Source organism: Cyclobacterium sp. SOCE241 (assembly GCF_056867545.1).
Genome location: NZ_CP149779.1, coordinates 2175249 through 2192774, shown reverse-complemented (window position 1 = coordinate 2192774; position 17526 = coordinate 2175249). Strand labels below are relative to the sequence as shown.

13 protein-coding genes, 1 tRNA gene and 3 pseudogenes are annotated in these 17526 nt (G+C 40.7%); 2 read left to right on the top strand and 15 right to left on the bottom strand.

The features are described from left to right. Nucleotides 1-59: 59 nt before the first annotated feature. The gene (gene cas6 / locus WG932_RS10815; RefSeq protein WP_014018207.1) at nucleotides 60-947 is read left to right on the top strand and encodes a CRISPR-associated endoribonuclease Cas6; all 888 of its coding nucleotides are present in this window, start codon (nucleotides 60-62) and stop codon (nucleotides 945-947) included. A gap of 371 nt (nucleotides 948-1318) precedes the next feature. Here the strand turns inward: cas6 and WG932_RS10810 are convergent. The 11 genes and pseudogenes from WG932_RS10810 to WG932_RS10760 form a co-directional block, all read right to left on the bottom strand. Further along, nucleotides 1319-2592, bottom strand: a pseudogene (locus tag WG932_RS10810) (type IX secretion system plug protein). 97 nt (nucleotides 2593-2689) lie between these two features. After that, the gene (locus WG932_RS10805) at nucleotides 2690-3031 is read right to left on the bottom strand and encodes an ABC transporter C-terminal domain-containing protein (RefSeq protein WP_483087931.1); all 342 of its coding nucleotides are present in this window, start codon (nucleotides 3029-3031) and stop codon (nucleotides 2690-2692) included. After that, the gene (locus WG932_RS10800; protein ID WP_483087930.1) at nucleotides 2947-3957 is read right to left on the bottom strand and encodes an ABC-F family ATP-binding cassette domain-containing protein; all 1011 of its coding nucleotides are present in this window, start codon (nucleotides 3955-3957) and stop codon (nucleotides 2947-2949) included. Before WG932_RS10800 ends, WG932_RS10805 begins: the two co-directional genes overlap by 85 nt. Further along, complete coding sequence (locus WG932_RS10795; RefSeq protein WP_483087929.1) at nucleotides 3954-4607, bottom strand: ATP-binding cassette domain-containing protein; 654 nt, start codon at nucleotides 4605-4607, stop codon at nucleotides 3954-3956. Before WG932_RS10795 ends, WG932_RS10800 begins: the two co-directional genes overlap by 4 nt. 78 nt (nucleotides 4608-4685) lie before the next feature. Next, nucleotides 4686-5507 carry an aldose 1-epimerase family protein gene (locus WG932_RS10790; RefSeq protein ID WP_483087928.1) on the bottom strand — a complete coding sequence of 274 codons (822 nt, stop codon included), beginning with the start codon at nucleotides 5505-5507 and terminating at the stop codon, nucleotides 4686-4688. Between the two features lie 161 nt (nucleotides 5508-5668). Further along, a tRNA-Leu gene (locus WG932_RS10785) sits at nucleotides 5669-5750 on the bottom strand. A 148-nt stretch (nucleotides 5751-5898) separates the two neighbouring features. Further along, a complete protein-coding gene (locus WG932_RS10780; protein WP_483087927.1) occupies nucleotides 5899-6369 on the bottom strand; it encodes a hypothetical protein in 471 nt (156 codons plus the stop codon). Between the two features lie 80 nt (nucleotides 6370-6449). Beyond that, entirely contained in the window at nucleotides 6450-6920 is a 471-nt protein-coding gene (locus WG932_RS10775) for an RNA polymerase sigma factor (RefSeq protein WP_014018202.1), read from the bottom strand. A gap of 424 nt (nucleotides 6921-7344) precedes the next feature. Then, nucleotides 7345-7806 (bottom strand): GNAT family N-acetyltransferase, encoded by a 462-nt coding sequence (locus WG932_RS10770; RefSeq protein ID WP_483087926.1) that lies wholly within the window; start codon nucleotides 7804-7806, stop codon nucleotides 7345-7347. Nucleotides 7807-7856: 50 nt separating this feature from the next. Continuing rightward, the gene (locus WG932_RS10765) at nucleotides 7857-8342 is read right to left on the bottom strand and encodes a methylated-DNA--[protein]-cysteine S-methyltransferase (RefSeq protein WP_014018200.1); all 486 of its coding nucleotides are present in this window, start codon (nucleotides 8340-8342) and stop codon (nucleotides 7857-7859) included. Between the two features lie 406 nt (nucleotides 8343-8748). Beyond that, on the bottom strand, nucleotides 8749-9444 hold the full coding sequence (locus WG932_RS10760) for an XRE family transcriptional regulator (RefSeq protein WP_483088621.1): 696 nt from the start codon (nucleotides 9442-9444) through the stop codon (nucleotides 8749-8751). Nucleotides 9445-9563: 119 nt separating this feature from the next. Here WG932_RS10760 and dinB point away from each other — a divergent pair. After that, nucleotides 9564-10752 (top strand): annotated as a pseudogene (dinB, locus tag WG932_RS10755) (DNA polymerase IV). A gap of 719 nt (nucleotides 10753-11471) precedes the next feature. Here dinB and WG932_RS10750 read toward each other — a convergent pair. The 4 genes and pseudogenes from WG932_RS10750 to WG932_RS10735 all read right to left on the bottom strand — a co-directional run bounded on the left by WG932_RS10750 (nucleotide 11472) and on the right by WG932_RS10735 (nucleotide 17294). Then, entirely contained in the window at nucleotides 11472-11936 is a 465-nt protein-coding gene (locus WG932_RS10750) for a hypothetical protein (RefSeq protein ID WP_014018194.1), read from the bottom strand. 688 nt (nucleotides 11937-12624) lie between these two features. Next, complete coding sequence (locus WG932_RS10745; protein ID WP_483087925.1) at nucleotides 12625-13677, bottom strand: 2-oxoacid:ferredoxin oxidoreductase subunit beta; 1053 nt, start codon at nucleotides 13675-13677, stop codon at nucleotides 12625-12627. Next, a complete protein-coding gene (locus tag WG932_RS10740) occupies nucleotides 13652-15517 on the bottom strand; it encodes a 2-oxoacid:acceptor oxidoreductase subunit alpha (RefSeq protein ID WP_149393549.1) in 1866 nt (621 codons plus the stop codon). The genes WG932_RS10745 and WG932_RS10740 overlap by 26 nt, the downstream gene beginning before the upstream one ends. Beyond that, a pseudogene (locus WG932_RS10735) lies at nucleotides 15514-17294 on the bottom strand (FAD-dependent oxidoreductase). Before WG932_RS10735 ends, WG932_RS10740 begins: the two are co-directional and overlap by 4 nt. Nucleotides 17295-17526 lie beyond the last annotated feature (232 nt).

The window sequence follows — 17526 nt, the reverse complement described above, 5'->3', positions numbered from 1 at the left end:
AGTTAGTTCAGGTAGTATGATGAAATAAAATTTTTGTTTAACTTTTCATTTTTAAAGTCGTGAGAATTAGATTAATATTTTCCTTAAAGAACAAAGGTGCTTACTTACCCTTTCACCATCAGTACATCTTAGCTCAGTTTCTAAAAGGCCTGATTGTAAAAGGAGGCCAGGAAGAATTTTTTAACTACAATTACTTTAACTTTTCCGGGCTAAAAGGCCAAACAAAAGTTAGTAGAAGTGGGTTGCATTATTATTCCAGTTTGGTTACTCTAGTAGTTTCAGCGCCTGATGAACCTTTTATAGATTATCTATTAAAGCAGGTTTTTAAAACCCCCAAAATTGAATTGGGGAATTTAATATTGTCTCCAGAGTATACTGAGAAAGAGATTGAGCCACCATTAGAGACATCCAATAAGTTTGTTTGTATCTCCCCTTTGGTTTTACTTACTCCTACATTTGATGATGAGTCAGGTAAAAGGTTTATCAATCCGGATACAGATGAGTTTTCAGATCTGTTGTATGAGTCTACGCTCACTAGAATGGAGAAATCGGGTTGGTACAACCAAGAACAAATGGAGTCTTTCTATAAATTTCAAGTAGTTCCTGACATGGTTTACGTTAACAAACTTCGGGAACAACAAAAGAAGTTTGCTAGAATCTACTCCGTCTATGATATGGATGTGAAATATGAAGTAAGAGGCTATACCTTGCCATTTACATTGTATGCTGCAAGTGAAGTGCAGGAGTTTGTATTCAAGTGTGGACTTGGTGCTTTTACCCATAAAGGGTTTGGAATGCTGGATTTAGCGAACAATATGCCAAGCCAGCGTACAGAACCATACAAATTTAAAAGAGAAGGATTTGTACCTTACAGAGCCCAAGGGCATGAACCACGTAAAAACGACGAAAGAGCGGATGGTGGAGAAAGCAAATCTGTAGAAGAATAACAATTAATAAAAAATACCCGGGAGAAATCACCGGGTATTTTTTTGCCTTATACTGAAGTTTCAGCGCCTTCGAAGACCAAATACCAAAAGTTTAACTGGAATTATCTGATGGAATGAATTCATTCTTAATGGTGGAAATGCGAGACAATTTGGCTGTTTTTAAGAGTTAAAATTGCCTGCCAAAAGGTAAAGGTAAAATAATGTGATAAAGCTTAGATTTAAGTTGATTTTATAGTGGTTTAAATTATTAAGCTCCTTAGAATAAGGGTACAGAAGCCCTTAAAAAGCACTGAAAAACTAGTCGAAAGACAGACCGTCTTCAATAATTGCTCTCTAAAATCTTAAAGGACTGTTGTTAGATACAGCTAACCTTAAAACCTCCTTTTATTTGGATTAATCACCGTATAGCCTATCAATTCGTCATACCTGGAACCCATGGCTCGGTAATAGAAAAATATTTCATATTCATTTTCAGTCTGGAAGTGATTGTCCTCAAATGCTGCCATATTCCAACCCTCCGCACCTTTAAGGCCATATTGATAGTCATACCATCCCTGTTTTAAAAATAAACTGGCTTGGTACAATCCTCTTTTTTGTTATAGACCATTTTCGCTTCAGGGTCTTTTCCCCAGTTGGTCAAGGCGCCCAAAACATATGGGGGAGAAGGCAATTCAGGAGATTCAAGGTTTAGGGTCAAAAGCACATATTCACTTTCTAATAGGTGATTTTGACGCTCCATATTGAAAATACCAAACTGTCCATTTAGATCCAGGTATTCAAGGTAGGCAAGGGCATTTCTTCCTTTGTCTATGGCTGCTTCTGCAAAAACAACATCTTTTTCCATGCTTACACTTGAAATGTTACGTCCTCTGGTGCGTACAAAGCGCAAGTCAACAAAGCGAAATTCATTGCCTGCCGGAAAAGTATTGGAACCATCAAATAGTTGGTATTGCAATTGTTTGATGTCATCCCTTATATTGGTAAACCTTAGGCCGTAAATGGCATTGTCCCATCGCTGGTTTTGGCGAATGACTACAAGGGTATTATTCAGCGGGTCAATTAATTCACGTTGGCTGTAGCCAACATTGATATTAATTTGCTGGCTTGTTCTTCTGTCTTCGTTAAGGCTGGGAGGAACGACTTCAGCACCTATGCCTACTTGATTTTGGTAAACCATAAATCTTTTGGTGAAAATTACATCTTCTTCGTTTCTCCCTCTGTAAACTTTTAAAAGGTAATTTCCGGACCTTTTTACACTTGGTACCTCGAAGGTGTAATGGATGTATGGAATCCTTGTATTGATGCCATAATCATAGGAATTGATATTAAACTCATTGAATTGGCTAAGAAAATCCGGATCCTTTAGACCTGAAGTAGTCCAGTCGGCGTTGCAGTGAATAATTTTGGCCAGATAACGGTCCGTTTCAAAAGCAATGTCATCAAAATGTAGTTCCAATGGAGTAGTTCCACCCAAAGGAATAACAGGAGTTGTCATTTGGGCTGAAAATTCAGTACTTGAGGGGTAAAGCTGTACCGTTCGGATGTTTTCATCATACACTCGGTCTTCATGGATCTCTTGAGCTGATAAAGGCCCCATTGCAACCAGAATAAATACTATTACAAGTTTAATCAATGGATATTTCATGGGTCTCGATTAGGTTAATTTTCAGTGATGTCCATATGAAGTAAAAGTATCCCAAATAAAAGGGATACTATCTCCCAAGTGCTCAGATGCTTAAACCTTAATTTTGCAAGCTTTCTATTTGCTCTGCCAGGTCTTCCCATTTTTTGTTGAGGGCAGCTTCTTCTTCTTGGATTTTACTATAAGCTTCATTCAGCTGCTGCATTTTTGCTTCATCTTCATAAACGGAAGGTTGAGCCAGTAGATGTTCCAAATCTGTTTTTTTCTTTTCCAGCGCAGTGATTTGTTGCTCAATACTTTCTAAATTCTTTTCTTTTTCTTTTATGGCCTTTTTATGGGCATGATCCTCCTGTTTGTTTACTGAACTTTTTGGTGCAGGCTTGGGAGCTTTTTTACAATGTTTTGCGGTTTGGCTTCCTTTTCTACTTGATTTTCTCTCCAATAAACGTATTCGTCGTAGGTTCCCGGATATTCCTTAATTTGCTCGTCCTCAATGTACCAAATTTTATTAGCTACACCTTTGATAAACAAACGATCGTGAGAAACGGTAACAAAGGTTCCTTCGTATTGCTGCAAGGCTTGAATCAGAATGTTTACTGATTGAATGTCAAGGTGATTAGTAGGTTCATCAAGTAATAAAAAGTTGGCTTCAGAAATTAGAGTTTTAGCCAATGCTACCCTAGATTTTTCACCACCGGAAAGTACTTTTATTTTCTTGAAAACATCATCATTTGTAAACAAGAAACAGCCCAGCACATTCCTTAATTCTGTTTCAGATTTCCTGCTACCTGCCTGCATCATCTCTTGCAGGATTTCATTGTTAATGCCCAAAGCTTCTAGCTGATGTTGGGCAAAGAACGATTTAATAAGGTTATAACCTTCTTCTCTCTTTCCTTCTATGGGTTCTGATCCATCAATGATTCTCAAGACCGTGGATTTTCCCTTACCGTTGGCACCAATAAGTGCTATCTTATCACCTCTTTCAATGCGTGCTGTAGTATTTTTGAGAATTTGCAGGTCTCCAAAAGATTTGGATACATTTTCTAAAGTAATAACATCACGACCTGATTGTTGAGAAAAAGTAAATTTAAAATTAACAGATACTTCGTCCCTTTCTACCTCTGCTATTTTTTCCAGTTTATCCAATGCTTTCACCCGTGATTGAACTTGATTGGATTTTGAAGCTTTGGCACGGAAACGTTCAATGAAACGTTCCGTTTGCTTGATCATTTGCTGCTGGTTCTCATAGGCATTTTGCTGGATTTCTTCTCTTTCAACTTTCTCCTTTTTATAGAAAGCATAATTACCTGCATAGCTGGTGAGATTGCCGCGAGAAACTTCTACAGTGGTTTCTGTGCCATTGTTCAAAAAGTCTGGTCATGGGAAACGACAATAACTGCTCCTTCATAAGATTTAAGGTAGTTTTCCACCCATTGGATAGAAGGTAAATCCAAGTGGTTGGTAGGCTCATCAAGCATCAGTAAAGAAGGCTTTTCTAAAAGTAGCTTGGCCAACATCACCCGCATTCTCCAGCCACCGGAGAATGTTTTCAGGGGTCGACTAAGATCAGCGGTTTTAAAACCAATGCCTTCCAGTACTTCTTCCGCTTTGGCTTTGATGGTATACCCTTCCAAAGCTTCGAATCTTTCCTGAAGATTGGCCAGTTTCTGTATGATTTCATCGGAATAGTCGGTTTCCATCGCTTTAAGCACCTTGTCAATCTCGTCTTGAAGTGACAGGGTTTCCTTAAATGCTTCTAGGGCCACATCCAGGATACTGTCCTCTGATTGATAGGACAATAGGTCTTGGTTAAGAAACCCTACGCTACAGTCTTTGGACTTTTGGATTTCACCTGAGCTGGGTTGAAGGTCACCATAAATGATTTTTAAAAGTGTAGACTTGCCGGTGCCATTGAGCCCTACCAAGCCAATTTTATCCTTTGGTTTGATGTGTAGGGAAGCATTTTCATAAAGGGGGCGACCCCCAATATAGTAAGAGAGATTGTTGATGGATAACATGCCGCAAAATTAAGAAAACTATGCGGTATATGGCAGCATTAGAAAAAGGAATTCGTTAAAGTAGCGATTTTTCCTCTTTTAGCCCATGAGTTCCACCTTAAATTCGGCCGTGTGAAGGCCTTGTGGTAACAATTTTTCGATTCCCAATTTATTTTCCAAGCTCCCATCATGATCTGTGGTAGCGGCAATCCCATTCCAAGGTTCCAGGCAAACGAATTTTGCGCCTTTTTCTTTGGTCCATATTCCCAGCCATTTAAAGTCTGAAAATTCCATGGCAAAACCTTTGCCTGTTTTTTGACTGATAACGCTTACATGGGTAATGGGGGCTACATCTAAAATCAATGCATCCTTTTCAAACAGCTTATAATCCAAGGCTATTTTTCCGGCATCTAGAGCTAAAGTTTTTCTTTGAGCGGAAATCAGCCCATCATCTAAAGTGTACAAGGGAAGCTTGTTAATCTCCTTTTGACCAAAATCTATTAGGTAATCAGAAAAAGATTCCTTTTCAGCTTCCAGAGGGCAGGCAAAACCGGGATGTGCCCCAATACTAAAAAGCAGGTTTTCATTTTCAGATGGATTGCGCACATTATAGGTTACATGCATACCATTGTCAGTAAGACGATATTTGATGGAAAGTTCAAAATCAAAAGGATAAACTTTTTTACTGAGTTCGTCTGCCTTAAGTACCATGGTAAGTTCCTGTTCGGTTTTTTCAATCAATTCAAAATCCCGATCTCTGGCAAAACCATGTTGGCCCATGGTGTAGGTTTTGCCGTTATGGGAATATTGATTGTCTTTTAATTTGCCCACTATTGGAAACAATACAGGGGCATGGCGGCCCCATACCTTTGGATTAGCTTGCCATAGGAATTCCAGTCCATTTTTTTGAGCGAAATACATTCTGCGCCCATGGTAGCTATTTGGGCTTCTATTTGGCCAAGAGATAAACGATGAATACTAGGGGAAGACATGATTGAAGGGTTGAAAAAGGTGAATAAAAATGAAATTTATAATAAAATGACATCAAAAAAAAACCTTTCCAAATTTCAGGAAAGGTTTAGTGCGCACGAGAAGATTCGAACTTCCACACCCGAAGGCACCACCCCCTCAAGATGGCGTGTCTACCAATTCCACCACGTGCGCAGATGGGAAGTGCAAAAGTAGAAGATAATTTCAGCAGTGCAAACAAAAATGATTACAAATTAATTGGAAAGGTATGATGTGGAGAAAATAATTGAAATAGAACCCAGGATCTATTAATCTGTATCCAATAGTGGTTCAGTATACCTAATTAAACATCAAATTCCTTTAGGTTGGTTTTTATTTTACTAATTCTTTTGCTCCAATTTCTACTTGATAAATAGACTAAAAGAAACAAGGATAGAAGCATACAGGCAATTGAAGCATATTTTCCTTTTGTAAAGTCAATAGACGAAGAGAAAAAGGAAATCACCGCACAGCCAAAAAGAAAGGAAGTCAGAACAATAGCTATAGTTATTTGCTTTAATTTCGATTGAAAATTAAGAAGTGATTGTTTTAAATTGTCGCCATTGATAGGGTTTCTTAAAATGATCCATCCAATAAAACGGACAAAAATGTATAAACTGGTAGCGCCTATCAAAAGTAAATTTGCCCACAAGGGTTTAGTTCCCCCATCAAAACCATCGTAGTAAACGGCCATAAAAACAATCAAAAGAAGGGCCTCAATAAAAAATTTAAGCTTCATCTTTTTAATCGTCGGGTGGTTTTCCACTTTTGTCATTATTAATAATTCATTTTGGTTTTTTCTCCAGTACTTGATTGATCCCAGGTTGATTTTAATTTATCGAGTTCCATAGCTTATTATTTTAAGATGATTTTGAGTTTTTCCTTTATTCTATTGATTTTCACACCAACGTAATTTTCAGTTATTCCTGTGATTTCGCCAATTTCCTTATAATTAAAGCCTTCTAAGAATAATGCGATGATGGCCCTTTCAGTTTGATTCAATGTCCTTATGGCATCAAACAGCCTTTCTTCATTTTCTGATTGTTCACTTTCCTGATTTGAGTAAATCTCTTTTGGCGTATATTCGTTGAATTCGATTTCTATTTTGTGCTTCCGGAACATTGCTATAGCGGTATTTAATGCAATACGGTACATCCATGTGCTTACTTTTGATTCCTTTCGAAACTTTGGGAATGCCCTCCACAGTTGAAGCACAATTTCTTGGAACAAGTCCTCCTGGTCCTCTTTACTGTTTCGGTATAGTTTACAGACTTTAAAGATTATCCCCTGATTCGCTTCTACTATATTTAGAAATTCCCTTTCCATAGCCTAATGTCTAGAATGATTTGAAAGCCAAATTTGATAATTACAGCCTTTATATCAGTTATTACATTATTTGTGAATCCTAAAATGATTTCAGTAGCATTTTTCTTATCGCAAGCAATTGACGTCTTTTTATGTATTTCATTTTTTAACTTAACCTGCTTGATTAACGACAGGTCAAATATGGATGTGCGGAGGGATGGAGATATTGCTAAAGACATAAGGAGAAGATTGAAATTTTCATTTCCTAATAAGTTGTCCAAAAAGTAGCAAATCTTACAAATGCCAATTATATTTTTCAAGTGTTTGTCGGTAGTTGACTTGAACCAACTTTCCTATAGTTCTTTTTGATGTAAGGGTTACTTATTTGTTTAGCTGCCAAAGAGTAGTGTTTTTGATTAAAAACCTTGAAAATCAGAAGAAAAAATCAAAAAATATACTCCATTTTAATGTCACAGCGCTCATAGGTGCCACATTCCATGGGGATTTCTTTAAAGCCCATTTTTCGGTAAAGGGCTATTGCAGGAGCTAATAGACTGTTGCTGTACAAGATCACTTTCGTAGCACCTTGACCTTTGGCCCAGTTCAGTGCGGCTTCTCCAAGTTGAAAACCAATGTTTTTGCCTTGGGCTTTGGGCGATACACCCATTTTAATTAATTCGTACTGAGCTTCATTTATTTTTTTTAAAGCCACTGTCCCTACAATTTCCTTGTCCCATTCGGCAAACAATACTTCACCGCCATGATCCCGGATGGTTTCCTGAGGTTTTTGCAGTTGGGCAATGTCAAAAGCTTCCATGGTAAAATACTTTTCTATCCATTCCTGATTGATGGAGAGAAAATAACAAGCCAATTGAGGTGTGTAAAGATGAATTTTTGCCTTTTCCATCTTTAAAAATAGGGATGTTGATAAAAAGAAGAAAGCGTTTGACCGGAAAATTAAAAGCCCAAATTATACTGCTGACCAGGCTGGTCTATGGCTTCCATTTGTAGCAGCTTAAGCTTTCTCCACAGACCTCCTGCATAGCCGGTCAACTCTCCCGTACTGGCAATGATCCTGTGACAAGGGATAACAATTAATAGTGGATTGGTGCCATTGGCGGCACCTACAGCACGGGCAGCAGTAGGTTTAGAAAGGGCATTGGCAATCTCCTGGTAAGAAGCCGTCTGTCCAAAAGGGATCTTATTTACTTCCATCCATACTTTTTTCTGGAATGTGCTGCCTCCAATGGCTACCGGAATATCGAAAACCCTGAGGTCTCCATCGAAATAACGATTCAATTGACTGATGATGTCTAGAAAAAACAGGTTATTTATCTTTTCTGTTACAGGCTCTTCCGTAAAGCTACAGGACAGCAAAAAACCATCTGCAGCGACAAGTCTGATATTTCCTAAGGGCGACGTAATGACTACTGTTTCTTTCATGTCCTCTACGATTTTAAAACCAACAAAAGGTTTAAATGCTACTAATTCAGTATTACTGCTGACGCTTCAATGAAATATACTATTATTCAATCCTTTAGCCTGGAATAGGCATTTGTCAATTTGCAACTCCGCCTCTGAGTTTTAGCTTTCCTTCATGCGATTAGCTTTTCTCTTGAGCATTGTCAGAGCCCATTGAAAAGGGTAGGGAAAGCCCTGTGGCTTCATGCATTTCAAAATAAAAATAATTGCAATCGACCTTCTGCCTGCCCTATTCATGGGGATTTAGAAGGTTGTATGTTATTAACAGGTAACAGCGTAAAATGTTGCTGTAAATTATACGGATGGTGATTGTCTATTGGACTAAAGGTAACTTTAATTTCTGCTTTTACCAATTTATTTGAGATACTTATACCATCATCATCCGGTATTTCCATACTTCCCTTACTGCCTCTGCTTTTACTTCAAAAGGGGGATATAAGGGGTTGCTTGAACAGAGTAAAAGCTGCTTTTTATTGCTTAATTGGTTGTAAGTCAGCTTGAACGTAACCCCATCCTGCTCGGTGACAATAACGTATTTATCACCATCACGAATGCCAGTCCAGTCGTCTATGTATTCACAAATGATCCATGCCCCGTCAGGGATCGGTTCCATAGAGTCTCCGTCTACCTGAAAAACCCTGTATTTTTTGTCCTGTGGGAGAAAGGGGAGGTGAAACCGAGGCAAATCCCCAATAAAGTCCGGGTCTGAAAATCCTGCCAGATAACTGGCTTTTGCTTTCTGAGAAACCACTTCTATTAATTCACGACCTTGGGCATCCACCGTGGTGGTGAGTATGCGTAAATCTCGGCCTTTGAGGTAGCGACTGGTTTCCAACACCTCCCTGAGCTTGTGCGCAGGATATTTTTCCAGGTTTTCCTTCAAGATCAGATCTACCGATACCTCCAGGTATTCACAAATCTTCACCAATGTATCCAGCGGAGGGCTGATACTTAGTTCATAGCCGGCAAGCTTGGACCTGCTGATTTTCAGTGACTCAGACATTATGGACTGTGTGATTCCTTTTCTTTTGCGCAGTAATTTGATATTGCTGTGGAGGTACATGGTCAAATTTTTTAATGAAATCAATGGTTTAAATATAAAACAATTGTTTAAATTATAAACAATAAAATGTCAATAAAATTAACAAAACAGATTGTAAATCATAGTAGGAGAGGAAGGTAATGGCAGAAAGACGGAACATTGTACACATGGATTTGGACAGTTTTTTCGTGTCCGTTGAGCGCCTGTATGACAGCCGGCTTATGGGCAAGCCTATCCTGATCGGAGGGTCCGGAGACAGGGGAGTGGTGGCTTCTTGCAGCTATGAGGCCCGGAAGTTTGGTATTCATTCTGCCATGCCCATGCGTACGGCCAGGCAGCTTTGTCCGGAGGCTTTGCAGATAAGAGGTGATTTTGCTAAATACAGCCAGAAGTCTAGTGAGATCACTGACATTGTCCGTGAGAGTGTGCCGCTTTTTGAAAAATCATCTATAGATGAGTTTTATGTGGATTATACGGGCATGGACCGGTTTTTTGGCTGTTATAAGATGGCGCAGGAGCTGCGACAAAAGATTATCAAAGAAAGTGGTTTGCCCATTTCTTTAGGGCTCTCACAAAATAAAACCGTATCCAAAGTGGCCACGGGAGAAGCCAAGCCCAATAATGAGAAACAGGTGCCTTATGGAGAAGAGAAACCTTTTTGGCGCCATTATCTGTGAGAAAGATTCCCATGATAGGGAAGAAAACTTCCCATACCCTATACAACATGGGGGTAAAGAAAATCCACACCCTGCAGACTATGCCTGCGGAATTGTTGGAAGCTGCTTTTGGCAAAAACGGGCTGATGATTTGGGAGAAAGCCAATGGTATCGACAGCTCGCCCATTACGCCTTATTCGGAAGCCAAATCCATTTCTACAGAAAACACCTTCGAGCAAGATACCATTGATGTAGGCCTGCTGGAAGCCACACTTACGGCCATGACTGAACAGCTGGCAAGTAAGCTGAGGCAGCAGCAAAAACTCACTTCTACCGTATCCGTAAAGATTCGGTATTCTGATTTTGATACCCATACGGTACAGCGCCGGGTATTTTATACTTCGGCAGATCATGTGCTTCTTCCCTGGTTAAAGCACTTTTTCAGCAATTGTACCAACGCCGTCTGCTGATTCGGTTGATCGGTGTTCGCTTTAGCGGACTGGTGCATGGGCATTATCAGATCAACCTGTTTGAAGATACCGAAGAACAAATCTCTTTGTACCAGGCCTTGGATCGACTCAATGGCAAGTATGGAGACAAGACCGTCTGCAGGGCCATAGGAATGGACGTAGGGAGTAGGAAATTTAACCCGTTTAATGGGAAGGAAAACTGAGTCAGGGCTATCTAGAAATTCTAAGGCATAGAGAAATTTAACGTTACTTATTTTTTGCCAATTTATACCAAGTAAAATAATCAGCGGGTGAATTTCTAATTGAACTTGGTCATCTAAGGATGCCATTCAAAGCAATGAAAAGAACGGAATTACGAGAATATTCTTTTACAATGATAGTTCGAACCCTGCCAACCAATTCAAAGAAGACCCTGAACTTTGGGGTGATTACTTCGAAAAATCGAAAAAACTATCAAACCCAAACTGTACTATTAAATATTGTTTATTGATAAACTAAAAAAATATTATTTGGAACTAGGATTGAGTAGTTACCATCTTAAAATTTAGCTCTTTTTTCTTACGGTCTAAAGTGGTTTTAAAGTAGTTTCGATTCTCGTAATTCTCTTTTGAGCACTTTTAATTTCATCTTTAGAAAGATTTGATTTTCCAAGTTTTCCTACCTTGGGATGCAATGCTGTCAAAAAAAGGGAATCGTTGATCTCGATAATATAATAATAAATCCGAAACCCACCCTGCCTTCAATTCTCTTTTTGATAAATGGATTAGGAGAAGAGCAATTTAATCTTTTTCCATGGTAACTATTATTGCCATTGTTTATACCATCAAAAAAATCGAATAACTCAGTGTTGAGATTTTTGTAACTACTTTTTTAGATAGTTTATAGATTTTGATCTTTTACTTGTGGGATACAAAAAAATCATTTAGAAATTTGATATTTGTTTATCCAGATCGTTAAAATCAGAGTCAGTTCTTAACTCAAAAAAGATCATTTCTGTATCCACAATATTCTCTTCTAACAATTCTATCTCGTCCCTAAACTTTGACACTGTAGAAGGACAATCTTGGTCAATCTTACCTTCCTCCATGGCTTTCAAATCATTTTTAAAACCAGAAAGCATTCCCCTACTAATGTGTAGGATCGAACTCACTTTTTGTAGTGTATCATCGTTCGAAGTGGTTTCTATCCACGTTAATTTTTCAAGTTGAGAAGAAACCACTTCCATTAACTGAACCTTTTGATCGATTATATTAATGAAATCGGTAATTGTGTCCAAATAATGGTTTAAGACCTGCTGATAGCGAATATCCAAGCCTCGCGCTTTCAATGAGCTTTCTCCAATTTCATCAAAAGCACCTCCAATTGTTGGGTTTAATGTTTTGCTCATGGATTTATAAGTTAGTATAAAAAGATTAAAGTCAATAAAAGCCTTAATTTTCAATCCATTGCGTAGTTATTTTCGCAACGTAACTTCACAAATATGGTAATCTTATTGTTACAATACAATACTTTTTATACGACAAATTGTTAATATTTAACGTTTATTTCTCAGGCTTTATACCCATAAATGATTGATTTTTTTTTCAATTTTTATTATAAAATTATCTGAATATCTCCAAAATCACATCTTCACCCTAGCCACCACTTCTGGCTTTCTGGGTCACCTTACGTGACTTCTTCAGGACTTGTGCATCATTAGGTATTTAAAGCAATCAGAGGCATTGGTGCTCTCAATAGCTAGCCGATGTATGGGTAGTTTTTCGCTACCCTATCGAGTACAGGTAAAAGTCTTCTGACCGTGAAGCTTGTAATATGCAAGGAACTTGTCTGCCAACTTCCAGATCGACTCTGGTGTTAAGGTGTAGATGAATTTTTGAACGTAGTAGTACTTGTCTGTCTCCTGAGCCAATGTCATGGAGTTTGTGTTCTCAAAGTATTAGTCTACTGGTTTTTATCCTGTCATGGCACTTGTGGATCCTGCAATCTTCCTCATCCTTAAAAGAAACCCCATCTCTAGTAAAAGCGATGGGGTTTTGTAATGGTGTTTGTTCGAATACGATGATGTCAGGATTTGCTTACCTGAATCCGGCATTGATGGTGTCCAGTTTTTCCGTGCCCGGACACAGCGTATTTTCCTTCATGGTGTTTAAAGCTGTATCGGAAGTGTTGATGATGTCATGCAGGTCACCATATTCGGTATTGATATAGAGCAAGCCGGTGAGTATTTCATCCTTTAACCGTGCTTGCTGAATGGCATTGGCTGCGGATACCCGGTCTTCGGGATCCCAGTCCGGTGCCAATTTGTGTAACTTCATCTCAGAGCCATCATGTAGCGATACAGCCGTGCCTGTACCTTCCTCGTACTCGGCATGAATGGGTTTTTCTTCGGGGACAAAATCCAGCGTTCCCGTGGCTTGCATGTGTTCACGTACATAATCATAGGATTTGGTTGATCCGGGATTGTTATTGAAAGTGACACAAGGGGACATCACATTGATAAAGGCCAGGCCTTTGTGTTGTATTCCGGCCTTGATAAGGGGAACCAGTTGTTGTTTGTCGCCACTGAAACTCTGGGCCACAAAGGTAGCTCCCAATTCTACTGCCAGGCTGGCAAGATCCACAGGTTGGAATGGATTGATAGATCCTGCTTTGCTCTTAGACCCTAAGTCGGCAGTAGCTGAATCTTGTCCTTTGGTAAGGCCATAGCAGCCATTGTTCATCACGATATAGACCATGTTGAGGTTTCTTCGGATGGCATGCACAAACTGCCCCATACCGATGGAAGCTGTGTCTCCATCTCCTGAAACGCCAAAGTACACCAGATTTTTATTGGCCATATTGGCACCTGTAGCCACAGAAGGCATCCTGCCATGCACAGAGTTAAAACCATGGGAATTGCCTAGAAAGTAGGCAGGGGTTTTGGAAGAGCAACCAATGCCGGAGATTTTAGCTACCAGATGGGGCTCAATGTCTAGTTCGTAACAAGCCTGTACGATGGTGGCGCTGATACTGTCATGTCCACAACCTGCACAGAGCGTAGAAATACTGCCTTCGTATTCTTTAAGGGTGTATCCAAGTTTATTTTTGGGAAGCTTGGGATGTCTAAATAAAGGTTTCAGATAAGTCATGAGCTACGGCGGTTTTTTGCTTTAAATAATTGGTGATTTGTGAAGCGATGTCGTCTGCAGTGATGGGCATGCCATCATAATTCAGTACAGGGGCAAGTTTTGCAGGATTGGTTTGCATTTCATTAATGATCAGGCTGCGAAGCTGCCCATCCCTGTTTTGCTCGATGACAAATACAAGCTTGTGAGATTGAATAAAGGCCTCAGTAGCTTCTCCAAAAGGGAAGGCTTTGATGCGAATGGCATCCAGGTGAATGCCTTTTTCTTCCAGTAAATCTTTGGCTTCTTCTGAAGAATAGGTGGAGGTTCCGAAGAACAACATGCCGATTTCCTGCCGATTTTCTTCTTGATACAAGTGGGGTTCGGGCATTATTTTTTTTGCCGTTTCCCACTTGGTTTGCAGGCGTTTCATATTGCGCACATAGGCTTCACTGTTTTCAGTGTACACGGCATACTCATCTCGGGAGGTTCCTCTGGTGGTGAAGGCGCCTTTGGATGGATGGGTGCCGGGATAGGTTCTGTAAGGAATACCATCTCCTTCATTGTCCAGGTATCTGCCGTACCTGCCCATGGCTTCCAACTCTTCCCTGTTCAATACCTTTCCTCTGTCATATTTCTTTTCAGCATCCCATGTAAATGGCTCGCTCATATGATCGTTCATGCCCAAGTCCAGATCAGTCATCAAAATGATTGGCGTTTGAAGGCGATCTGCCAAGTCAAATGAGATGGCTGTCATGTCAAAACACTCCTTGGGAGTAGAGGGGAATAACAATGGATGCTTGCTGTCTCCATGGGAGGCGTATGCAGCGATGGTGATGTCCGATTGTTGCGTTCTTGTAGGCATGCCGGTACTGGGGCCGGCTCTTTCCACGTCTATCAGTACAGCAGGTACTTCTGCAAAATAGGCCAAGCCTATAAATTCACTCATTAATGAGACCCCCGGGCCACTTGTAGCTGTTAGGGATCTTGCCCCATTCCAGTTGGCACCGATGACCATTCCCATGGCTGCCAATTCATCTTCAGCCTGAACGATGGCATAGTTTTTCTTTCCTGTTTCGGGATCTAAGCGGTATTTGCTTGCGAACTTCTCAAATGCCTCGGCCACAGAAGTTGAAGGGGTGATGGGGTACCAAGCCATGACCGTTGCGCCACCATATACGGCACCCAGTCCACAGGCTGTATTGCCATCTACCAATATTTTATCCTTGACAAGGTCTCTTCTTTCCAGTCTTATGGGTAGGGGGTAGGCAAAATTCTTTTTGGCATAATCCATTCCCAGTTGCAGGGCTTTTACATTCGGGGCAATCAGCTTTTCCTTGCCGGCAAATTGCTCCTTGAGCAATGTTTCCAATACCTCAAACTCTATGTTTAGCAAAACAGAAAGGGCGCCTACATAGATAATGTTTTTAAACAGTTGCCGCTGTCTTGGGTTGCTGTAGTTTTCATTGGCCATTTCCATCATGGGGACTCCCAAATAATGGATGTCCCCTCGGATCATATCTGTATGCAGTTTTTTTGTGCTGTCATACATGAGGTAGCCTCCGGGATGTACACTTTCTATGTCCTGCATCATGCTTTGGGCATTGACTGCCACGAGCAGGTCTATGCCTTCTCTACGTCCCAGATAGCCCTTTTCACTGACCCTTACCTCATACCAGGTAGGAAGCCCTTGTATATTGGAAGGGAAAATATTTTTAGGGGTGACCGGAATCCCCATCCTGAAGATGGCTTTGGCAAATAGAAAATTGGCACTTGCTGAGCCGGTGCCGTTGACATTGGCAAACCGTGCTACGAAATCATTTACTCTTGCTTGAGGGTGGGCAATGGTTTGTTGCTCCTTCATATACTTCCTGCTTTTGTTACACTGTAAAAATATTGTTGCATGTCCCAGGCGGAGGTAGGACATCTTTCGGCACATAAGCCGCAGTGAAGACAAACATCTTCATCTTTTACCATGACCCTGCCGGTCTTGAGTGTGTCTGATACCAAAATATCCTGAGATTTGTTGGTTGCCGGTACCAGTAATTTTGCCCTCAATTGGTCTTCTTCCTGTTCATTTCCGGTAAAGGTGATGCAAGAAGTGGGACAAACGTCCATGCAGGCATCGCATTCTATGCAGCGGTCTTCCGTGAATGCCGTTTGTACATCACAGTTCAGGCAACGTTGGGCTTCTTTAAAGCCTGTGGGCAGGTTAAATCCCAGTTCGACTTCTTTTTTCTGTCTACCAAGGTTAGGGATTTCTCTGCCTGAGGTACTACAAACCGTTGGTCTACGGTGACAGGACTGTCGTAACTCCATTCATGGATGCCCATTTTGGTACTGAAGAGCTTGGTAAACGGAGCAGGCCGTTTTGTAAGGTCTCTTTGCTCGCAGAATAAATGCATGGATACTGCTGCCTGGTGTCCGTGCGCCACAGCAGTGATCACATTCTCGGGTCCAAAGGCTGCATCACCGCCAAAAAAGACCCTTGGATTTGTAGATTGGAAAGTAACCTTATCTACCGTAGGCATTTCCCATTCGTTAAACTCAAGTCCTATGTCTCTTTCTATCCAAGGGAAGCTGTTTTCCTGACCTATGGCAATCAAAACTTCGTCTGCTTCTATAAAAACGTCCGGCTCGCCGGTGGGGATTAGTCTTCTCTTGCCTTTGTCGTCATAGACGGCGTCTACTTTTTGGAATTTCATACCAATCAGCTTGCCATTTTCTACTTCGAAACTAAGGGGAACATGGTTGTCGAAGATATCAATGTCTTCATGTTGGGCGTCTTCTTTCTCCCAAGGAGAGGCTTTCATGTCCTTAAATGGACTTCTAACCACCACTTTTACACTTTCTCCACCCAGACGGCGAGAGGTACGGCAACAATCCATGGCGGTATTTCCTCCGCCGAGTACAATTACTTTTTTGCCGATTTTTTTGGTGTGTTCAAAAGCCACACTGGCCAGCCATTCTATGCCTATATGGATGTTTGCATCTGCTTCTTGTCTGCCGGGAAGTTTGGGCAGGTCACGACCTCTGGGGGCTCCTGTACCTACAAATACCGCATCATAATCTTGTTCCAGCACACCTTTTAGGCTGTCTACATAATGCATAAACTGGGTATGGATGCCTAGATCCAGGATATAATTGACTTCTTCATTGAGTACTTCTTCAGGAAGCCGGAATGCCGGTATCTGGCTTCGCATCATACCGCCTCCGGCAATCTGCTCGTCAAACAAGTGGATTTCATAGCCCAGAGGTGCCAGATCTCTGGCTACTGTTAATGAAGCTGGACCACCGCCTATCAAAGCTATTTTTTTACCATTCGAAGGGAATGGTGCATGCGGCATTAGGGCTTTTACATCTCCTTTATTGTCTGCAGCCACCCGCTTTAACCTGCAAATGGCTACGGGTTCCTCTTCTACTCTTCCCCTTCTGCATGCAGGTTCACAGGGGCGGTCACAGGTTCTGCCTAAAACTCCGGGGAATACATTGGATTCCCAATTGATCATATAGGCTTCGGTGTACTTTTCTTCTGCAATTTTTCGGATGTACTCAGGGACCGGTGTGTGGGCTGGACAGGCGTACTGACAGTCCACTACCTTGTGGTAATACTCCGGATTACTCGTATCGGTAGGCTTCATGTATTATTTTGGGTTTTGACCTTTACTTTGTGGGAGGAAAGGTCGTTGTTGCTAATTCAGATTAATTTTAGAAAACTTAACCCTGCAAACCAAATTATTGGTGAACATTTTTATCACTTAGCCCATTTTCCCTCCTGTATTTTTTATTTTCCGGCCTGTTTTGTATTCATTTTCTCCCGTTTCTGTTAGGTAAAATTGGCTCAGCTTTGTCCAACACTAAAGCCCTAAAAAA

Excerpts from the sequence above, each read along its gene's own strand:
- WG932_RS10795 (WP_483087929.1), bottom strand. The coding sequence starts at position 4,607 with ATGTTATCCATCAACAATCTCTCTTACTATATTGGGGGTCGCCCCCTT.
- WG932_RS10790 (WP_483087928.1), bottom strand. The coding sequence starts at position 5,507 with ATGTATTTCGCTCAAAAAAATGGACTGGAATTCCTATGGCAAGCTAAT.
- WG932_RS10780 (WP_483087927.1), bottom strand. The coding sequence starts at position 6,369 with ATGACAAAAGTGGAAAACCACCCGACGATTAAAAAGATGAAGCTTAAA.
- WG932_RS10775 (WP_014018202.1), bottom strand. The coding sequence starts at position 6,920 with ATGGAAAGGGAATTTCTAAATATAGTAGAAGCGAATCAGGGGATAATC.
- WG932_RS10770 (WP_483087926.1), bottom strand. The coding sequence starts at position 7,806 with ATGGAAAAGGCAAAAATTCATCTTTACACACCTCAATTGGCTTGTTAT.
- WG932_RS10765 (WP_014018200.1), bottom strand. The coding sequence starts at position 8,342 with ATGAAAGAAACAGTAGTCATTACGTCGCCCTTAGGAAATATCAGACTT.
- WG932_RS10760 (WP_483088621.1), bottom strand. The coding sequence starts at position 9,444 with ATGTACCTCCACAGCAATATCAAATTACTGCGCAAAAGAAAAGGAATC.
- WG932_RS10750 (WP_014018194.1), bottom strand. The coding sequence starts at position 11,936 with ATGAGCAAAACATTAAACCCAACAATTGGAGGTGCTTTTGATGAAATT.
- WG932_RS10745 (WP_483087925.1), bottom strand. The coding sequence starts at position 13,677 with ATGACTTATCTGAAACCTTTATTTAGACATCCCAAGCTTCCCAAAAAT.
- WG932_RS10740 (WP_149393549.1), bottom strand. The coding sequence starts at position 15,517 with ATGAAGGAGCAACAAACCATTGCCCACCCTCAAGCAAGAGTAAATGAT.